Annotated in this window: 13 protein-coding genes; 5 read left to right on the top strand and 8 right to left on the bottom strand. The window is 73.0% G+C overall.

Features of this window, described 5'->3' with window-relative positions; translation table 11 throughout:
- Positions 1–98: 98 nt before the first annotated feature.
- Together ACF053_RS13655 and ACF053_RS13660 are read right to left on the bottom strand one after the other, a co-directional pair.
- On the bottom strand, positions 99–2,033 hold the full coding sequence (locus ACF053_RS13655) for a hypothetical protein (RefSeq protein ID WP_391954027.1): 1,935 nt from the start codon (positions 2,031–2,033) through the stop codon (positions 99–101).
- A 111-nt stretch (positions 2,034–2,144) separates the two neighbouring features.
- Positions 2,145–2,648, bottom strand: coding sequence for a hypothetical protein (locus ACF053_RS13660; protein WP_391954028.1), 504 nt, complete (start codon positions 2,646–2,648; stop codon positions 2,145–2,147).
- Positions 2,649–3,315: 667 nt separating this feature from the next.
- Here ACF053_RS13660 and ACF053_RS13665 point away from each other — a divergent pair.
- Positions 3,316–3,936 (top strand): hypothetical protein, encoded by a 621-nt coding sequence (locus ACF053_RS13665; RefSeq protein ID WP_391954029.1) that lies wholly within the window; start codon positions 3,316–3,318, stop codon positions 3,934–3,936.
- A 49-nt stretch (positions 3,937–3,985) separates the two neighbouring features.
- Here the strand turns inward: ACF053_RS13665 and ACF053_RS13670 are convergent, their stop codons facing one another.
- The 3 genes from ACF053_RS13670 to ACF053_RS13680 are packed head-to-tail and all read right to left on the bottom strand — an operon-like array spanning position 3,986 to position 6,156.
- Positions 3,986–5,137 (bottom strand): hypothetical protein, encoded by a 1,152-nt coding sequence (locus ACF053_RS13670; protein WP_391954030.1) that lies wholly within the window; start codon positions 5,135–5,137, stop codon positions 3,986–3,988.
- The gene (locus ACF053_RS13675; RefSeq protein ID WP_391954108.1) at positions 5,115–5,291 is read right to left on the bottom strand and encodes a DUF397 domain-containing protein; all 177 of its coding nucleotides are present in this window, start codon (positions 5,289–5,291) and stop codon (positions 5,115–5,117) included. Before ACF053_RS13675 ends, ACF053_RS13670 begins: the two co-directional genes overlap by 23 nt.
- A complete protein-coding gene (locus ACF053_RS13680) occupies positions 5,209–6,156 on the bottom strand; it encodes a helix-turn-helix domain-containing protein (protein ID WP_391954031.1) in 948 nt (315 codons plus the stop codon). Before ACF053_RS13680 ends, ACF053_RS13675 begins: the two co-directional genes overlap by 83 nt.
- Positions 6,157–6,292: 136 nt before the next feature.
- On the opposite strand from ACF053_RS13680, the gene ACF053_RS13685 reads away from it, so the two are divergent.
- Positions 6,293–6,493, top strand: coding sequence for a hypothetical protein (locus ACF053_RS13685; RefSeq protein ID WP_391954032.1), 201 nt, complete (start codon positions 6,293–6,295; stop codon positions 6,491–6,493).
- 5 nt (positions 6,494–6,498) lie between these two features.
- Here the strand turns inward: ACF053_RS13685 and ACF053_RS13690 are convergent, their stop codons facing one another.
- From ACF053_RS13690 to glgX, 3 genes are all read right to left on the bottom strand, one after another.
- Entirely contained in the window at positions 6,499–8,445 is a 1,947-nt protein-coding gene (locus tag ACF053_RS13690) for an ABC transporter ATP-binding protein (protein ID WP_391954033.1), read from the bottom strand.
- On the bottom strand, positions 8,442–10,247 hold the full coding sequence (locus tag ACF053_RS13695; protein WP_391954034.1) for an ABC transporter ATP-binding protein: 1,806 nt from the start codon (positions 10,245–10,247) through the stop codon (positions 8,442–8,444). The genes ACF053_RS13690 and ACF053_RS13695 overlap by 4 nt, the downstream gene beginning before the upstream one ends.
- Before the next feature lie 363 nt (positions 10,248–10,610).
- Positions 10,611–12,818: a glycogen debranching protein GlgX gene (gene glgX / locus ACF053_RS13700; RefSeq protein WP_391954035.1), complete on the bottom strand. Its 2,208-nt coding sequence runs from the start codon at positions 12,816–12,818 to the stop codon at positions 10,611–10,613.
- 278 nt (positions 12,819–13,096) lie between these two features.
- Here glgX and ACF053_RS13705 point away from each other — a divergent pair, with 278 nt between their 5' ends.
- The 3 genes from ACF053_RS13705 to ACF053_RS13715 all read left to right on the top strand — a co-directional run bounded on the left by ACF053_RS13705 (position 13,097) and on the right by ACF053_RS13715 (position 16,651).
- Positions 13,097–14,350 (top strand): L,D-transpeptidase, encoded by a 1,254-nt coding sequence (locus tag ACF053_RS13705; RefSeq protein WP_391954036.1) that lies wholly within the window; start codon positions 13,097–13,099, stop codon positions 14,348–14,350.
- Positions 14,351–14,536: 186 nt separating this feature from the next.
- Positions 14,537–15,796: a L,D-transpeptidase gene (locus ACF053_RS13710; protein WP_391954037.1), complete on the top strand. Its 1,260-nt coding sequence runs from the start codon at positions 14,537–14,539 to the stop codon at positions 15,794–15,796.
- Between the two features lie 87 nt (positions 15,797–15,883).
- Positions 15,884–16,651, top strand: coding sequence for an enoyl-CoA hydratase/isomerase family protein (locus ACF053_RS13715; protein WP_058942640.1), 768 nt, complete (start codon positions 15,884–15,886; stop codon positions 16,649–16,651).
- The last annotated feature ends 543 nt before the right edge of the window (positions 16,652–17,194 follow it).

Genomic DNA, 17,194 nt, shown 5'->3' on the forward strand with positions numbered 1-17,194 from the left:
ACATCATCGGGCCACCTGTGCGGCCTCCTCCGCGGGGTCGGAGGAGGCCGCGACTGCGAAGCGGCTGTCGCAGTCCGTTGACCGTGGGCGGGCAGTCGTCAGGTGCGGGCCGGCCGGCGCGGGGGCCGGACGTCCTCCTCCAGGAGTTCGAAGTACACGCCCTGGTCCGTCTGCTTCGGCATCTTCACCTTCAGGTGCGGAGTGTCGGTGACCGTCCAGTCCTCGTCGCCCCAGCGGGCGCCGAATCCGTAGTCGGTGACGGTGACCTTGTAGCGGTAGTTCCTCTTCTCGTGGGGGACCGGGCAGACTCTCCAGGTCCGCGTGGGTTTGTAGTCGTTCTCGAACGCGTCGAACGTCGCGGTCTCGGCGCCCTTGATCGGGTTGCCGTATTCGTCCACCGGTTGGAGCTCGACCGTCACCACCCGGTTTGTCATCTTCGCCGCGGACACCAGGAACCGGATCTGCACGGTCATGACCTGGTTGGAGGCGGCCCGGACCTCGACGATCTGGTCGTTGAGCGCGGTGCCGTACGGCTCCGGGTCGATCGCGATCTTCGTGCATTTCGAGTGGAAGACGGTGAGGTAGTTCATCGGGTCGGGTTCCTTGAAGTGGATCCAGCGCTTGACGAACGTCCTGTCCGGTTCCCAGTTCGGCGGAGGATTCCTGACCTCCGACTTGTTCTTCTGGAAAGTCCGATACGTCCACTCCTTCGTCGTGAGGTGGTCGTCGGGGCGGTAGAAGGTGTGCGGCTCGTACTGGACCAGGCCGTCCTGGTCGGGATAGCCGACCTGCACCGACAGGCTGTCGTAGACGTCGGTCGCCCAGGCCGCCACGGGCTTGCAGATCCTGACCAGCTGCGCCGGCCAGTCGTCCAGATAGACGACGGGGAAGTACTTCTTCTCCTTCTGCAGATCGTTTCCGGCGTCTTCCTTCAGGACCGAGGTCAGCGAGCTGGAGGTCACGCTGGTCTGGAGATAGGCCATGCGGTCCGTCTCCTCGTACCTCAGCTTGAGCTTGGTGAAATCCCAGCTGGCCTTCAGCTTGAGCTCGACGCCCCAGGGGTTCTCGCTGGAAGACGTCTCGCCCGAGGTGCCGTCCTTCTCCGGGGCGGGCCCGAAGATGACGCCCCCGACGTACTCGAGGAACTTCTCCACGACCACATCGGAGTGGTTCTTGAGCGTCTCCGAGATCTTCTCCATGCCGGGAATGGTCTCGTCGAGCACGAAATCCACGGTGATGGCGCCGTCGATCTGCAGGCTCTTGAGCTCCGCGTCGATGTCGGCCTTGGCCCACAGGGAGCGCGCGTTGAGCTTGCTCTGGAAGTGCTTGTAGATCTTCTCCCAGTCGCAGTCGATGGTGAGCTTGACCTTGGGCGTCCACATGTGCAGTTGCATCGCGGAGCTCGCGAAGACGATGCCGGTGCTCGTGCCCTTGAAGCTCTTGTAGAGGAGTTGCGCGGGATAGTTGCCGACCAGGGCGACGAACGCGGTCTCGCCGGTGGGGTCGAGGGACGCCTTGCCGCCACCCTGGAGGACCCAGTGCCAGTTCTTGATGGGTTCGTCCCCGGGCTGGGCGGCGTCCGCCGGTTCGCGGTTCTCGCCGAGCGCCAGGTTGGAGAGGCTGACCGTGTTGGAGGACACGATGACCGGCTGGAACAGCGGTGTGAGCCTGCCTTCCCTCCACCACAGTCCGTTGGTGTTGTTCTCCGTCTGTTCGATGACCTTCTTCGTGAGCCTCTCCCACACGTCGGAGGGGATCGCGCCGGTGACCGTGAGGCTCAGGACTCCGCCCACGGTGTCCTTGTCCTGCGGGTTCTTCGCCTTCCCGATGAAGCGCGTGAGGTTGAACTTGTAGTCCTTGTTCTCGTCGCGCGCCAGTGACAGGCGGGTCGGCAGCCAGTAGAAGCTCGGCGGCTTGCCCTCCGACATCAGCGCGTAGTTGTTGGCGTCGGGGTAGAACGTGACGGTCCACCCTGACTCGTCGTCCACCTTCTGGGTTCCGCCGGCCATGGTGGGCCCGATGGGATCGACCATGGGACAACACTCCCTTCACTGCGGGCAGGGCCCGCCCCTGGTGACTCTTCGCGTGTGGTCAGGTCCTCCGGATGTGCGGTTTCTCGGTGACGGCCCGCGGCCGACCAGCGGCTACCGCACGTCGGCGGGACAGAGGCCGAAGTCCCGGTAGCCGTTCTGGGTGTTGTCCTCGGCGAACAGGGTCACGACGCCGCGCTCGTTGTGCACGGGATCGATGACCAGCCGCCACCGTGTGGCGTTGCCCGGGTCGGTTCTGTACACCCACTGGCCGGCGTCGTTGCGGGGCCGGTAGGTCTCGGCGATCGCCCTGATGCACCGGGTGACCTGCCCCGTGTTGATGTCGACGTGGGGACCGGGGCCGTGGCCCGCGTCGATGTGCCGCAGCCCGTAGCCGGCGTTCGGGCCCGTGTGCACACCGCACCGTAGATACACCCGGCGGCCGGCGCCGTCACCCGGGGGAAGGGCGTCGTAGATCGTCGAGACGATTCTCGCCCGGTCGGCGGCCGGGCAGGTGTTCGCCGGGATTCGTTCGGCGACCGCCTGGGCCGGTGTCGTCTGCAGCACGAGCGTGCCGGCGACCAGCGTCGATGCGCATCCGAGGCTCCTGAGGGACATGCGTGTACCTCCTACCGGTACGGGGGATGTTCGGCCTGCGACCGTTCGGTCCGCGTAATATTCGGCCGTCATACTTCGAGTGTCCGCGGCCGCCCGTGGCCCGCTCCTCGGGTGAGGCGTTCGGGTGGGTCATGTCCGGCAGCCCTGCCGAGCCGTCGGTCGGGGCGACGGGGACGCTGAGCACCATCCGCAAGGCGGGGGCGTAGGTGGGGCGAGCCCGCAGGGCCTTCTGCAAGTGAAGGAGGCGGGCGGCTGGCCGGCAGGGGCGGCCTCGGCCTGGCGGGAGCGCGGGCGGGGTGACGTGGGCACAGACGGCGCACGGCGCCGGGCCGTTGTCCGCCGGGGCGGCCGATCTGTTGGGCGGCGGCCTCCGGCCAAGGGTCCACGCTGTGTGGTGGCGGGTGGTTGGCTCCGCCACTCGTCGTCGGCGTCGCCGCCCGGACGCTGATGGTGCCGCTCGCCGGGGTGGCGCGGCACCGTGACCCGCTACGACAAGTCGCCAGTGAGCCACCTCGCCGGACTCCGCCTCCGCGCCACGACGATCCGGACGCGCGGCCTGGTGAGAGCCCGGTGATCACCATCGCGGACAGCCCCTGGCGGTCCGACGGCCCGACGGCCCGCCACCCCGGGGGCGGGGGCGGGGGGCCCGGTTCCGTACGCTGCTCCCATGAGTGAGGGGAACCGTACGAGCAGGCGGTCGATGCTGCTCCGCACACTGCTGGTGCTGCTGTTCGCCTGGGGCATCGCCGTCGGCAACACCGCCCTGGCGTACGTCACGCTCGGCTACGACGCCGTCCCGATCGCCGTGGGCGTCGTGCTGAGCCTCGCCTTCGTCATCGTCCTGCGCCTGCTCCACCAGGCGTGGTGGCTGGCGCTGCTGTCGGCGGTGCCCGCCCTGCTCGTCCTGGTGGGCTCGGTGCAGTACGCCCCCGAGGCCGCGCTGGAACGGCGCGGGATCCGCGAGAGCGTGCTCGTCTTCGCCCACGAGGGCAGCGGCAACGACCACAGCTACACCCTCGTCGGCCCGCAGGGCCGGCTCGACGAACCGCTGGAGTACCGGGGCTCGAACCCCGGCTACCGGGTCGGTCAGCGCATCGAGATCGTGCGCGACCCGGAGGGCGAGGTGCCGCTGGCCGACGCCGCCGACGTGGACGCGCGCGGCCGCCGCACCGGCCTCGTCATCGGCGTCACGGCCTGGACGCTGATGGTGCCGCTCGCGGGATGGCGCGGGTACGTGCAGCGGCGCAGGAACCGCGAACCGCTGCTGGAGCGGCTCGGCGTCATGTGAGCCGCCGGGGTGTGCACCGAGGGCCCGGAGCGAGTGGCGCTCCGGGCCCTCAGCGCAGCTCGACCGTGACGCCGACGCGGCGCAGCAGCGTCACGACGCTCTCGACGTACGGCAGCTCCCCGGCGCTGTCCACGCTGACCCCGGCCAGCGCCTCACGGGCCACGTCGGCGTCGTGCCACACCAGCGTGAAGGGCTCCGGGGCCGCCTCCCCGCCGCACTGGCAGCCGCGCAGCGCCGCCCAGCACTGGACGTAGCCGCGACCCGGCCCGGCGACCGCCTCGCCCAGGGCGCACTCCAGCCCCGGCACGTCGGTGACGAACCGGCCGTCCAGCTCGCACACCGCGCCCGCCGCGTCCGGGCCGGGCCGCGGCTCGGTGTACCGCAGCCACTCCCGCCGCCCCTCGGTCGACAGCCCGGCCCAGGCGTTGCGCTCGTGCGGCGGCCCCTCGAACCAGGCGTCCCGCGCCGCGCGGGCTGCCGCCGGGCGCGGGTCGGGCGCCCCGTACAGCAGGGTCACGTCCACGAGGGCCCCGCCGAGCGGCGAGGGGCGGCACTCGCTCACCTCGACCGACACCGCCTCCTCCACGTACAGCGTCCGGCCGGACCGGTCCAGCGCCCGCAGCAGCAGCCCGCCGTCACCGCCGTGCCGCTCGCGCCGCATCCGCCTCAGCAGCGGCTCCCACGGCTCGCACCCGAGCAGGCGCAGCGGCGGCGTCTCCGGCCGGCGGCGCGCCCGGTCGGGTCCCGTCACGCGCCGGGCCCGTCCGATGACGTCACCGGAGACCCCGTTGAACACGAGCACCTCGGGCTTCACGGGCCGCGCGGGGATCCGGGGCTCCTCGGTCACGACGGCCTCGACGACGAGGTCGCCGCCCGCCGCACCGACCACGACGGCCTGGTCGAGCGTCCACCAGTCGCCGACGGAGTCGTCCGTCTCGTCCTGCACCAGGACCGGCAGTTCCCCCAGCGGTACCGGCCCGCCCGCACACCGCTCGGCGGCCAACCGCAGCCGACCGTAGGGCTCGCACCCTTCGAGGACCAGCCGCTCGCGCACCGGCTCCCGGTCGACGAACAGCCCGTCGACGTCGACGCACCGCGCCCACGTGACCTGCTCGCCGTCCCACTCCTCGTGGCCCAGCACGTAGCGCAGGGCAAGGTTCCGGTCCCAGGCGTCGGGGTTACGCAGCGAGGCCCCCGTCACGCACGGCACCGACGAACGCCGCCCAGGCGGCCCGGTCGAAGGCGAGGACGGGCCCGAGCGGGTCCTTGCTGTCACGCACGGGGACGGCGCCGGGGAAAGCGGGGGCGATTTCGACGCAGTCGCCGGCGTTGTTGCCGCTGTAGCTGCTCTTGATCCAGACCGTTGGGCGGAGGTGCTGCCTGTTCATGGCCCTCGTACCCTTCCATGACGTCTCTGATGAGAGCGATCGAATCCCGGGCTGACAGGGCGTCGGCCCGCAGCACATCATAGGTTCGCTCGTACCGCGCCAAGAGGGCCGGGTCGTCGCTGAAGTGCCCGCGCAGCAGCGATTCCGAGTAAAGCCAGTCATGTCCGTCAGGCGTCCTGAGCAGTGACATCGACGTGCTGGGCCGGTTGAGCCCGGGATCGGTCAACGGGGCGAGCTGGACGCGGATGTTGGGGCGCACCGCGGCGTCGAGCAGCACCGCGCACTGCTCACGCATGACGGCCGCGCTGCCCACCACGTGACGCAGGCAGTTCTCATCGAGCACGACGATGAGTAGGGGGCCGTCCGGAGCGCGGAAGCGGGGCTGTCGGCTGAGTCGCGCCGCGACACGCTCCTCGACCTCGTGGAGGTCCGGGATGTTCAGCCGGAACAGCGCCCGCATGTACTCCTCGGTCTGCAGCAGTCCCGGCACGACACTCGTCTGGTACGACCGGATGGTGACGGCCTCCGCCTCCATGCGGACCCGTCGCTCGAACCAGTCCGGGTGCTCGACGTTCGGGTACCAGTCGACCTTCCCCCACAGCCGCAGCAGCATCCCGCCCGTGCCCAACAGCTCGTCGCAGCGCTGGGCGAACGTGTCCTGCGGCACCCGCGTGCCCGACTCGACGCGGGCGATGTGCGAGCGGTCGCAGGGGATGTCGCGGGCCAGGGCGTCCTGGGTGAGGCCCGCCGCCTCGCGGTGGTGCTTCAGTACCTCGCCGAAGAGGGCGGCCGTCGTGGACGCCGCCCCTCCCGTCGCGTTCCTCCTGCTCACCGTGGCCCCTCCGTGACAGTCGATCACTGGCACGCCGTCAGCGTTGAGTTGCGTCACCGCGCTGCGCGACGCTGAGGGGACCCAACGTAACCAGCGCCCCGCCGACGCGGGACGCGAAGCCACCTACGGAGCACCGATGGAACGCCAGCCCGAATACGGCACACCTGTCCACGACCGGCCTCCCGTGCCGCGGCCCGGTTGCCTGCCGTGCCTGGACCTGGCGGCGCAGCGCGCCGACGCCCGCCACCGGGGGGACGTCAGCGCCGCCACGGACGCGAACGTGCTGCTCCGCCGCCACCTGGCCGAGACGCACGAGGGCGACGGGTACACGGGCTGACCACGTCAGCCGACGACGCTCTCCCGCCACGCCCGGTGGAGTCCGGCGAAGCGGCCGTCGCCGGTGACGAGGCGCTCCGGGGGGCCGTCCTCGACGATCCGGCCGTGCTCCATGACCAGCACCCGGTCGGCGATCTCCACGGTGGACAGGCGGTGCGCGATCACCACGGCCGTCCGCCCGTGCAGGACGGTGTCCATCGCGCGCTGCACGGCCCGTTCGCCGGGGATGTCCAGGGAGCTGGTCGCCTCGTCGAGGATCAGCACCGCGGGGTCGGCCAGCAGCGCGCGGGCGAAGGCGACCAGCTGGCGCTGGCCGGCCGAGATGCGCCCGCCGCGCTTGCGCACGTCCGTGTCGTACCCGTCGGGCAGGGCCGCGATGAAGTCGTGCGCGCCGATCGCCTTCGCGGCGTGCTCGATCTCGTCGCGGGTCGCGTCGGGGCGGCCGAGGGCGATGTTCTCGGCGACCGTCCCGGAGAACAGGAACGCCTCCTGCGTCACCATCACCACCCCGCGCCGCAGCTCCGGCGTGGCGAGGTCGCGCAAGTCGACGCCGTCGAGGAGGACGCGCCCCTCGGACGGGTCGTAGAAGCGCGCCAGCAGCTTCGCGAGGGTCGACTTGCCCGCCCCGGTCGAGCCGACGACCGCGACCGTCTGGCCCGCCGGGACCGTCAGGTCGAAGCGCGGCAGCACCTCGCCGCCCGTGCGGTAGGCGAAGCGCACCCCCTCGAAGACGACCTCCCGGCCCGGCGCGCCGGCCGGGCGGGGCGGCAGTTCGCGGGAGACGGCCGGCTCGGGCACCGTCGGCTCCTGCGCGAGGAGTCCGGCGATCTTCTCCAGGGAGGCGGCGGCGGACTCGTAGGCGTTGAGGAACATCGCGAGCCGGTCGATCGGGTCGTACAGCCGCCGCACGTACAGCACGGCCGCGGCGAGCACACCCAGGGCGAGGGTGCCGTCGGCGACCCGGTACGCGCCCCACAGGACCATCCCGGCGACGGCCGTGTTGGCGACGAGGCGGGAACCGACGACGTACCGGGCCATCTCCAGGATCGCGTCGCCGTTGCGCCGCTCGTGGTGGTGGTTGAGGGCGCCGAACACCTCGTCGTTGCCGCGCTCCCGGCGGAACGCGCGCACCGGCCGGATGCCGTTCATCGTCTCCGCGAACTTCACGATGACCGCCGCGATGGCGGTCGACCGGGCACTGAACGCCCGCGACGCGCGCCGCCGGTAGTACCGCACCAGCAGGTACAACGGCACGAACGACGCCACCGCGACAGCGCCGATGCCCCAGTCCAGCCAGAGCAGGAGCAGGGAGATCGCCACGAACGACACCACCACGTTGACCAGTTCCTGCAGGCCCTCGCTCAGGAGCTCCCGCAGCGACTCCACGTCGGTCGTCGACCGGGAGATGAGCCGCCCGGAGGTGTAGCGCTCGTGGAAGTCGACGCTGAGCGCCTGGGCGTGGCGGAAGATCCGGCCCCGCAGGTCCAGCAGCACGTCCTGGTTGACGCGCGCGGACGCCCGGGTGAAGGCGTACTGGAACAGCCCGGCCCCCACCGCGCACAGCCCGTACCCGACCGCCACCGCGACCAGCGGCCCCCGGTCCCCCTGGCGCAGGGCCGGCACGGCCCGGTCGATCGCGTACGCCACGACGAGCGGCCCGGCCTGCACCGCCGCCTGCTGGAGCAGGAGCAGCAGCGCCGACAGCGCCACCCGCGCCCGCCGGGGTGCCAGCAGCGACCGCAACAGCGCGCCCGTGGCGCCCGCGGGGGAGGGCAGCTGGTCCCGGTCGAACCCGTCCCGCTCAGCCGCCGCCCGATCCGCCGCGGCCCGCTCTTCGGGGGTGGGCTCCGCCCGCTCGCCGGGTGTGGGTCCCACCCGCTCCCCGTGGGCGGCAGCCGCGTGCTCCGCCCGGGGCGAGGGCCCCTTTCCCCGCCGTTCCTCCCGTGTCGTCATCGCTCCTCGCCCTCCGCACCCGACATCAGCCACGCGTACTCCGTGCTGCTCCGCAGCAGCTCCTGGTGGGTGCCGACCGCCGTGATCCGGCCCTCCGACAGGAGGGCGACCCGGTCGGCCAGCAGCACCGTCGACGGGCGGTGCGCCACCACCAGCGCCGTCGTACCGCGCAGCACCTCCCGCAGCGCGGCCTCCACCAGCGCCTCCGTGTGCACGTCGAGCGCCGACAGCGGGTCGTCGAGGACGAGGAAGCGGGGCGCGCCCACCACCGCCCGGGCGAGCGCCAGCCGCTGGCGCTGCCCGCCGGACAGGCTCAGGCCCTGCTCACCGACCTCGGTGGCCGGGCCCTGCGGCAGGTCGTCGACGAAGCCCGCCTGCGCCACGTCCAGCGCGCGCCGCAGCTCCACGTCCCCCGCGCCGGCGCCGGCGCCCATGAGGACGTTCTCCCGGACGCTCGCCGAGAAGAGCGTCGGCTCCTCGAACGCCACCGCGACCAGCGTCCGCAGGCGCTCGCGGGGCATGGCCGCGATGTCCTCGCCGTCCAGCAGGACGCGCCCCGACGTCAGCTCGTGCAGCCGCGGCACCAGCGCGGTGAGCGTCGTCTTGCCCGAGCCCGTCGCGCCCACCAGCGCCATCGTCTCGCCGGGACGAATGTGCAGGTCGACCCCGCGCAGCACGGGCGGGGCGTCCGGCGGCGCGTCGGGGTAGCGGAAGGACACGCCCTCGAACACCACCCCGCCGCGCGCGTCCCGCGGGGCGGCAGCGGCAGCGGTGGCCGGCGGGCCGCCCGGGTCCTCCTCCGCCTGGTCCATCACCTCGAAGTACCGCTCCGTCGCCGTCGCGGCCTCCTGACTCATCGCCAGCAGGAAGCCGATGGACTCCACCGGCCACCGCAGCGCCAGCGCCGTCGACAGGAACGCCACCAGCGTCCCCGCCGACAGCTCCCCGTCGGCGACCCGCACCGTGCCCAGCACGAGCGAGGCGCCGATCGCCAGCTCCGGGACGATCGTGATGAACGCCCAGATCGACGCCAGCAGCCGGGCCTTGCGCAGCTCGGTGCCGCGCAGCCGTTCCGCCAGCACGGCGAAGGCGCGGGCCTGGCTGCGGTGCCGGCCGAAGCCCTTGACGACGCGGATGCCGAGGACGCTCTCCTCGACCACCGTCGTCACGTCGCCCACCTGGTCCTGTGCCGCGCGCGCCACCCGCGAGTACCGCGTCTCGAACAGGGAGCAGCCCACGATCAGCGGCACCACCGGGACGAGCAGCACCAACCCGAGGCCCCAGTCCTGCCACAGCAGCACGACGAAGCCCACGAGCACCGTCACGGCGTTGACGAAGAGGAACGTCAGCGGGAAGACGAGGAACATCCGCAGCAGCGACAGGTCCGTCGTCCCGCGCGACAGCAGCTGACCCGAAGCCCACCGGTCGTGGAAGGCCACGGGCAGCCGCTGGAGCCGCTGGTACAGGTCCCGGCGCAGCGCCGCCTCCACCGCCGTCATCGGCCGGGCCACCAGCCAGCGGCGGAGCCCGAAGAGCACCGCCTCGGTGATGCCCAGCCCCAGCAGCGCCAGCGCCCCCAGCCACACCCCGCCCGGGTCGCGGTCCGCGACGGGCCCGTCCACCATCCACTTCAGGACCAGTGGGATGACCAGGCTCAGGCAGGACGCGACGACGGCGACGAACGCCGCCGCGAAGAAGCGCCCCCGCACGGGGCGCAGGTACGGCCACAGCCGCAGCAGGGAACGCACGGCGGAGCGCTTGGCGACGGGGGGCGGGGCGGGGGGTGGGGGCGAGGAAGGCATCAGGACCGAGCGTAGGGTTCACCACTGACAGGTCTCACGCGGTTTTCCGCCGAACAGCCGCGCCGCCCACCCGTCCGCGCCCGCCGCCGACCCGCCGCGCCGGGCGGCCACCCGTCGGCACCCGCCACCCACCTGCCCGCGCTCGGCGCCCACCCGTCCGCGCCCGCACAGGCGCCGGGCGCCGGCCCCGTGTTCCGGCCGCCCGCACCGCGGCGGGCCCGAGCTTCTACCGGCCCCTTTGGTGGCCCCCGGCCGGCGCCGCACCCCCGTGGCCCCGGCCGGCCCCGCGCCCCCGGCCGGCCCCGCGCCCCCGTGGCCCCGGCCGGCCCCGCGCCGCGGTGGGCCCGCCGGTCCCGGCCGCCCTCAGTCGGCCACCCGCCACAGCAGCGCCGACCTGGCCGGTACCGTCACCGTCCCGCCGCCCGGGCACACCACCTCCGGCGCCCGCGCCTGCTCCTCCCGCGAGGTGTCCACGAGCAGCTCGTACTCCGCCGCCCAGGGCACGCCCGGCAGCCGGTGCTCCACGGGGCCGTCGCCCGCGTGCAGGATGACCAGGAAGCTGTCGTCCACGACCTTCTCGCCCCGCTCGTCGCGCCCCGGGATGTCGCGCCCCGACAGGTAGAAGGCGATCGTCCGGGCCGGCGCGTACCAGTCGGCCTCCGTCATCTCCTCCCCGCCCGCCGTGAACCACGCGAGGTCCCGCAGCCCGTCCGTGCCCTGCGGCCGACCGGAGAAGAACGCCCGGCGCCGCAGCACCGGATGGGCGTGGCGCAGCGCCAGCAGCCGACGGGCCAGCGCCAGCAGCTCCCGCGCCCACGGTTCGTCGAGCAGCGACCAGTCCACCCAGCCGATCTCGTTGTCCTGGCAGTAGGCGTTGTTGTTGCCGCCCTGCGTGCGGCCCATCTCGTCACCCGCGACGATCATCGGCACGCCCGTCGACAGCAGCAGCGTGGTGAGCATGTTGCGGATCTGGCGGCGGCGCAGCGCGCCCACTGCCTCGTCGTCCGTCGCGCCCTCGGCACCGCAGTTCCACGAGCGGTTGTCGTCCGTCCCGTCGCGGTTGTCCTCGCCGTTGGCCTCGTTGTGCTTGCGTTCGTACGACACGAGGTCCCGCAGCGTGAAGCCGTCGTGCGCGGTGACGAAGTTGACCGACGCGTACGGGCGCCGCCCGCCCCACGCGTACAGGTCGCTGGACCCGGACAACCGGTAGCCGAGGTCCCGCACGTCGGGCAGCGCGCCCCGCCAGAAGTCCCGCACCGCGTCCCGGTAGCGGTCGTTCCACTCCGTCCACAGCGGCGGGAAGGCGCCCACCTGGTAGCCGCCGCTGCCCACGTCCCACGGTTCGGCGATCAGCTTCACCCGCCGCAGCACCGGGTCCTGCGCGATGACCGCCAGGAACGGCGACAGCATGTCGACGTCGTGCATCGACCGGGCCAGCGCGGCCGCCAGGTCGAACCGGAACCCGTCCACGCCCATCTCGGTGACCCAGTAGCGCAACGAGTCCGTGATGAGCCGCAGCACCTGCGGCTGGACGACGTGCAGGGTGTTGCCGCACCCGGTGTAGTCGGCGTACCGGCGGGCGTCGTGCTGGAGCCGGTAGTAGCCGCGGTTGTCGATGCCCCGCAGCGACAGCATCGGCCCCAGCTCGCCCGCCTCGGCCGTGTGGTTGTAGACGACGTCGAGGATCACCTCGATGCCCGCCTCGTGCAGGGCGCGCACCATCCGGCGGAACTCCCCGACCTGCTCCCCGCCCGTGCCGGTCGCGGCGTACGCGGCGTGCGGTGCGAAGTAGCCGATGGAGTTGTACCCCCAGTGGTTGCGCAGCCCGCGCCGCAGGAGGTGGTCCTCGTGCGCGAACTGGTGGACCGGCAGCAGCTCCACCGCCGTCACCCCCAGGCGCACCAGGTGCTCGACCGCCGCCGGGTGGGCGAGCCCCGCGTACGTGCCCCGCAGCTCCCGCGGCACGCCCGGGTGGCGCATGGTGAAGCCCCGCACGTGCAGCTCGTAGATGACCGAGTCCGCCCACGGCGTCTTCGGTCTGCGGTCGTCGGCCCACTCGTCGCCCGGCACGTCGTCGTGGACCACGACGCCCTTCGGCACGTACGGCGCCGAGTCGCGGTCGTCGCGCACGGTGTCCGCGACCGGCTGGTCCGGCCAGTCCCGCACGTGCCCGTACACCTCGGGCGGCAGCGTGTAGTCGCCGTCGACGGCCCGCGCGTACGGGTCGAGGAGGAGCTTCGCCGGGTTCCAGCGGGCGCCCGTCCACGGGTCCCAGCGCCCGTGCACCCGGTAGCCGTACCGGCGGCCCGGCCCGACACCCGGCACGAAGCCGTGCCAGATGCCGTGGGTCTGCTCCGTCAGCGGCACCCGCGTCTCCGCGCCGTCGGGCGCGAACAGACACACCTCGACGGCCTCCGCGCCGCCCGCCCACAGGGCGAAGTTGGTGCCCGTCACCCCGCCGGGACCCGTGCGGACCCGGGCGCCCAGCGGGGTCGGCGCCCCCGGCCAGGCGGGCGCCGTCGGCGGCGGGGCCTCCGCCCCCGTACCGGCCCCCGGTCCCGTGCTCGTCACCGGGACCGCGCCCCGGCGTACCCCGTCCGGCCGCGTGCGACGCGCCCCGGCGGACGCGTCCGGTACCCCCGGCACCGCGCCCTCGACTGGCCTCTGTTCGGCTGCGCTCGACACCTGCCGGCCTCCCGCGGCTCGTGCGGCGTCCGGGCCGGGGTCCCCGACGACCCCGCCCCGGTCCTCCCCGTGTTCTGCCCGCGCGCACCTGCTCCCAACATGACCCGCCCGAACACGACCCGTACAGACGTTTCCCCCGCCGGGGGCCCGTCGTTGGGCGGGACGTGAGACACCTACGCAAAAGGGCAGGTCTGGGCGTCGCCGCGGCGGCGCTGTGGGCGGGAGCGGCGGTCGGGCTGACCGGGTGCGCGGCGGCGGGCGGCGCGGGCGCGCCGGGCGCCCCCGGTGCGCCGGGCGGGCGCCCGGACCGGGCGGTCGGGGACACCATCCGGATCACCCCCCGGGACGGAGCGGAAGGCGTCGCCCCCGACGCCAGGCTGGAGGTCCGGGTCCCGGACGGCCGGCTGGAGGCCGTACGGGTGCGCCGCATCGAGGACGCGCAGCCCGCCGACGTGCCGGGCGCCCTCTCCCCGGACGGGCTGAGCTGGCGCCCGGCCCCCGGCACACGGCTGGCCACGGCGGCCAAGTACGCCGTCGACGCCGTCGCCCTCGACGGGCACGGACGCCGCTCGGCCCGGCACTCCACCTTCACCACGCTCGTCCCGGACCACCGCTTCATCGGCTACTTCTCGCCGGAGAACCGCTCCACCGTCGGCACCGGCATGATCGTCTCCTTCCACTTCAACCGGCCGGTGCGGGACCGGGCGGCGGTGGAGCGGGCCATCCGCGTCACCGCCGATCCGCCCGTCGAGGTCGCCGGCCACTGGTTCGGCGCCGACCGGCTCGACCTGCGCCCCGAGGAGTACTGGCGGCCCGGCACCGAGGTCACCGTCGACGTGCGGCTGCGGGACGTCGAGGCGGCGCCCGGCGTCTACGGCATCCAGCAGCGCACGGTGCGCTTCACCATCGGCCGCTCGCAGGTGTCCCTCGTCGACGCCGAGGCCCACACCATGCAGGTGCGCCGCGACGGCCGGCTCCTCGCCACCCTCCCCGTCACGGCCGGCGCCCCGAAGACCACCACCTACAACGGCAGGATGGTGGTGACCGAGCTGTACGAGGTGACCCGGATGAACGGCGCGACCGTCGGCTTCAAGGACGCCCGCGGCAAGAGCGAGTACGACATCAAGGACGTGCCCCACGCCATGCGGCTGACCACCTCGGGCACCTTCCTGCACGGCAACTACTGGGCGCCCCCGACCACCTTCGGCAGGACCAACGTCAGCCACGGCTGCGTCGGACTGCGCGACGTGAAGGGCGGGAGCACCGAGACGCCCGCGGGCTGGTTCTTCGAACGGACCCTCGTCGGGGACGTCGTCGAGGTGGTCAACTCGCGTGACCGGACGGTGGCTCCCGACAACGGCCTGGGCGGTTGGAACATGGACTGGCGGAAGTGGAAGGCCGGTTCGGCGCTGCGCTGACCCCCGCGACCGGAAGCACCCCCTCCGGGAAAGTTGCCGTGTGAACAAGTTGGGACCCAACGGTGACAATCCGGGGCGCTCCACCGGGCGCGCGGTGTGATTATCTATCGCGGTGCGCGCGGCTACAGCGCGCGGGGGTGCAGGCCACGGCGGTGCCGGGGGCCGTGCGGGAAGAAGAGGTACAGCGTGAAGGGGCAGCCGATATCGGGGGCGTCGGCCGGGGCGGCGCCGCGGGGGCGGCGCGGCCGGGGCAGGGGGCCGCTGGCCGTCGTCGCCGGAACGTTGCTGCTGCTGGTGACCGCCTGTGGAGGCGGCGGCCAGGCGGACGGCGACAAGGGCGGGGCCGCGGGCAAGGACGGCGCGGGGCAGGTCGCCACCGGGCCCTCGCAGGCCGTCGTGACCGTCACGCCGAAGGACGGCGCCGAGGCGGTCGAGACGAGCGGCGTGCTGAAGGTCGCCGCGGAGAACGGCAAGCTCACCACGGTCGAGGTGACCGACTCCAAGGGCACGCGAGTCGAGGGCAAGCTGTCCGCGGACGCCACCGGCTGGCAGCCGGTCAGGCACCTCGCGGCGGGCACCAGGTACAAGGTGCACGCCGTCGCCAAGGACGCCGACGGGCGCGAGTCGGCGAAGGACACCACCTTCACCACCCTCGTCCCGAAGAACACCTTCCTCGGCCACTACACGCCGGAGGACGGCTCGACCGTCGGCGTCGGCATGCCGGTGTCGATCAACTTCACCCGCGGCATCACCAATCCGGAGGCCGTGGAGAAGGCCATCAAGGTGACCGCCGTACCGGCCGTGCCGATCGAGGGCCACTGGTTCGGCAACGACCGCCTGGACTTCCGCCCGGAGAAGTACTGGGCCGCCGGCACCAAGGTGACCGTGCGGCTCGACCTGGACGGCGTCGAGGGCCGCCCCGGCGTGTACGGCAAGCAGGCCAAGACGGTGACCTTCACCGTCGGCCGCAGCCAGGTGTCCACGGTCGACGCGAGCGAGAAGACCATGAAGGTCGTCCGCGACGGCAAGCTGATCAAGACGATCCCGATCACCGCCGGCGCGCCGTCCACGACGACGTACAACGGTCAGATGGTCATCAGCGAGAAGTACAAGGTGACCCGGATGAACGGCGCCACCGTGGGCTTCGGCGGCGAGTACGACATCAAGGACGTGCCGCACGCGATGCGCCTGTCCTCCTCGGGCACCTTCGTCCACGGCAACTACTGGGCGTCGGCCGGCACCTTCGGTTCCGCCAACGTCAGCCACGGCTGCGTCGGCCTGCGCGACGTGCGCGGCGCCTACGACGGCTCCATGCCGGCGGCCTGGTTCTACGACAACTCCCTCATCGGCGACGTGGTCGTCGTGAAGAACTCCAAGGACAAGCAGATCCAGCCGGACAACGGCCTCAACGGCTGGAACATGTCCTGGGCGGAGTGGACCAAGTAACGGACGGACGCGCTCCGTTCGGAGGGACCGGTGCTGTGACGAACCGCACCGGTCCCTCTGTCGTTAACGGCGGCTAACCTGCCCCGTATGACAGTGACTCTCGAAGTTTCCGCGGGCGTCGGCACGATCCGCCTGGACCGCCCCCCGATGAACGCGCTGGACATCGCCACGCAGGACCGGCTCAAGGAGCTCGCCGAGGAGGCCGCGGGCCGCGACGACGTCCGCGCCGTCGTCGTGTACGGCGGCGAGAAGGTGTTCGCGGCCGGTGCGGACATCAAGGAGATGCAGGTCATGGACCACGCGGCCATGGTGCGCCGCGGCAAGGGGCTCCAGGACTCCTTCACCGCCGTGGCCCGGATCCCGAAGCCCGTCGTCGCCGCCGTCACCGGTTACGCACTGGGCGGCGGCTGTGAGCTGGCGCTCTGCGCCGACTTCCGCATCGCGGCGGACAACGCCAAGCTCGGTCAGCCCGAGATCCTGCTCGGCCTCATCCCCGGCGCCGGCGGCACCCAGCGGCTCGCCCGCCTCGTCGGCCCCTCCAAGGCCAAGGACCTCATCTTCACCGGACGCCACGTCAAGGCCGACGAGGCACTGGCGATCGGCCTCGTCGACCGGGTCGTCCCGGCCGCCGAGGTGTACGAGCAGGCGCACGCCTGGGCCGCCAAGCTCGCCCAGGGCCCGGCGCTGGCGCTGCGGGCCGCCAAGGAGTCCGTCGACACCGGCCTGGAGACGGACATCGACACGGGCCTCGCCGTGGAGCGCAACTGGTTCGCGGGCCTCTTCGCCACGGAGGACCGGGAGCGGGGCATGCGCAGCTTCGTGGAGGAGGGCCCGGGCAAGGCCAAGTTCCTCTAGCCGCCGGGCCGCTCGGGCCGCTCGGGCCTCCTGTCCGGAGCCCGGGCCGGTCGTCCAGCCGGTGCCGGTGCCGGCGCCGATGCCGGTGCCGATGCCGGTGTCGGGGACGGTGCCGGGGGCGGTCGTTCGGCGGCCGCCGGGACCTGGTCCCTCAGCCTGGGCCGGTCCGGTCTCCTGTCCGGAGCCCGGGCCGGTCCTCCAGCCGGCGCCGGGGCTGGTCGTCGGCCGGGCCGTGACTGGCCGTCCGGCGGCCGCCGGGACTGGTCCTCCAGCCGGGGCCGGTCCCCGGTCGGCGGGGCGGGGAACACCCGGGAGGAGGTTCACTCCTGGGGGTGGTTTGAAGTCCCCGGGACGCGGGATGGGGAGCCCCTGCGGCCCCCCGTCCCGTGATCATGCCAGTGCGGTGCGTCACCGCTGGTCAATGCGGTTCCGGCGCCTTTCGGGTGCCTCCGTCATATGCCGGACGCCTCCGGCGGGGCCGCCGGACCCGCCGGACGATTCCCGCGGAACCGCCCCGTGGGCCCCGCCCGGCGGCCATCATGG

It is taken from the genome of Streptomyces kanasensis (assembly GCF_043077165.1).
GTDB lineage: Bacteria > Actinomycetota > Actinomycetes > Streptomycetales > Streptomycetaceae > Streptomyces > Streptomyces changanensis.

Excerpts from the sequence above, each read along its gene's own strand:
- ACF053_RS13715 (WP_058942640.1), top strand. The coding sequence starts at position 15,884 with ATGACAGTGACTCTCGAAGTTTCCGCGGGCGTCGGCACGATCCGCCTG.
- ACF053_RS13665 (WP_391954029.1), top strand. The coding sequence starts at position 3,316 with ATGAGTGAGGGGAACCGTACGAGCAGGCGGTCGATGCTGCTCCGCACA.
- ACF053_RS13685 (WP_391954032.1), top strand. The coding sequence starts at position 6,293 with ATGGAACGCCAGCCCGAATACGGCACACCTGTCCACGACCGGCCTCCC.
- ACF053_RS13690 (WP_391954033.1), bottom strand. The coding sequence starts at position 8,445 with ATGACGACACGGGAGGAACGGCGGGGAAAGGGGCCCTCGCCCCGGGCG.
- ACF053_RS13660 (WP_391954028.1), bottom strand. The coding sequence starts at position 2,648 with ATGTCCCTCAGGAGCCTCGGATGCGCATCGACGCTGGTCGCCGGCACG.
- ACF053_RS13695 (WP_391954034.1), bottom strand. The coding sequence starts at position 10,247 with ATGCCTTCCTCGCCCCCACCCCCCGCCCCGCCCCCCGTCGCCAAGCGC.
- ACF053_RS13655 (WP_391954027.1), bottom strand. The coding sequence starts at position 2,033 with ATGGTCGATCCCATCGGGCCCACCATGGCCGGCGGAACCCAGAAGGTG.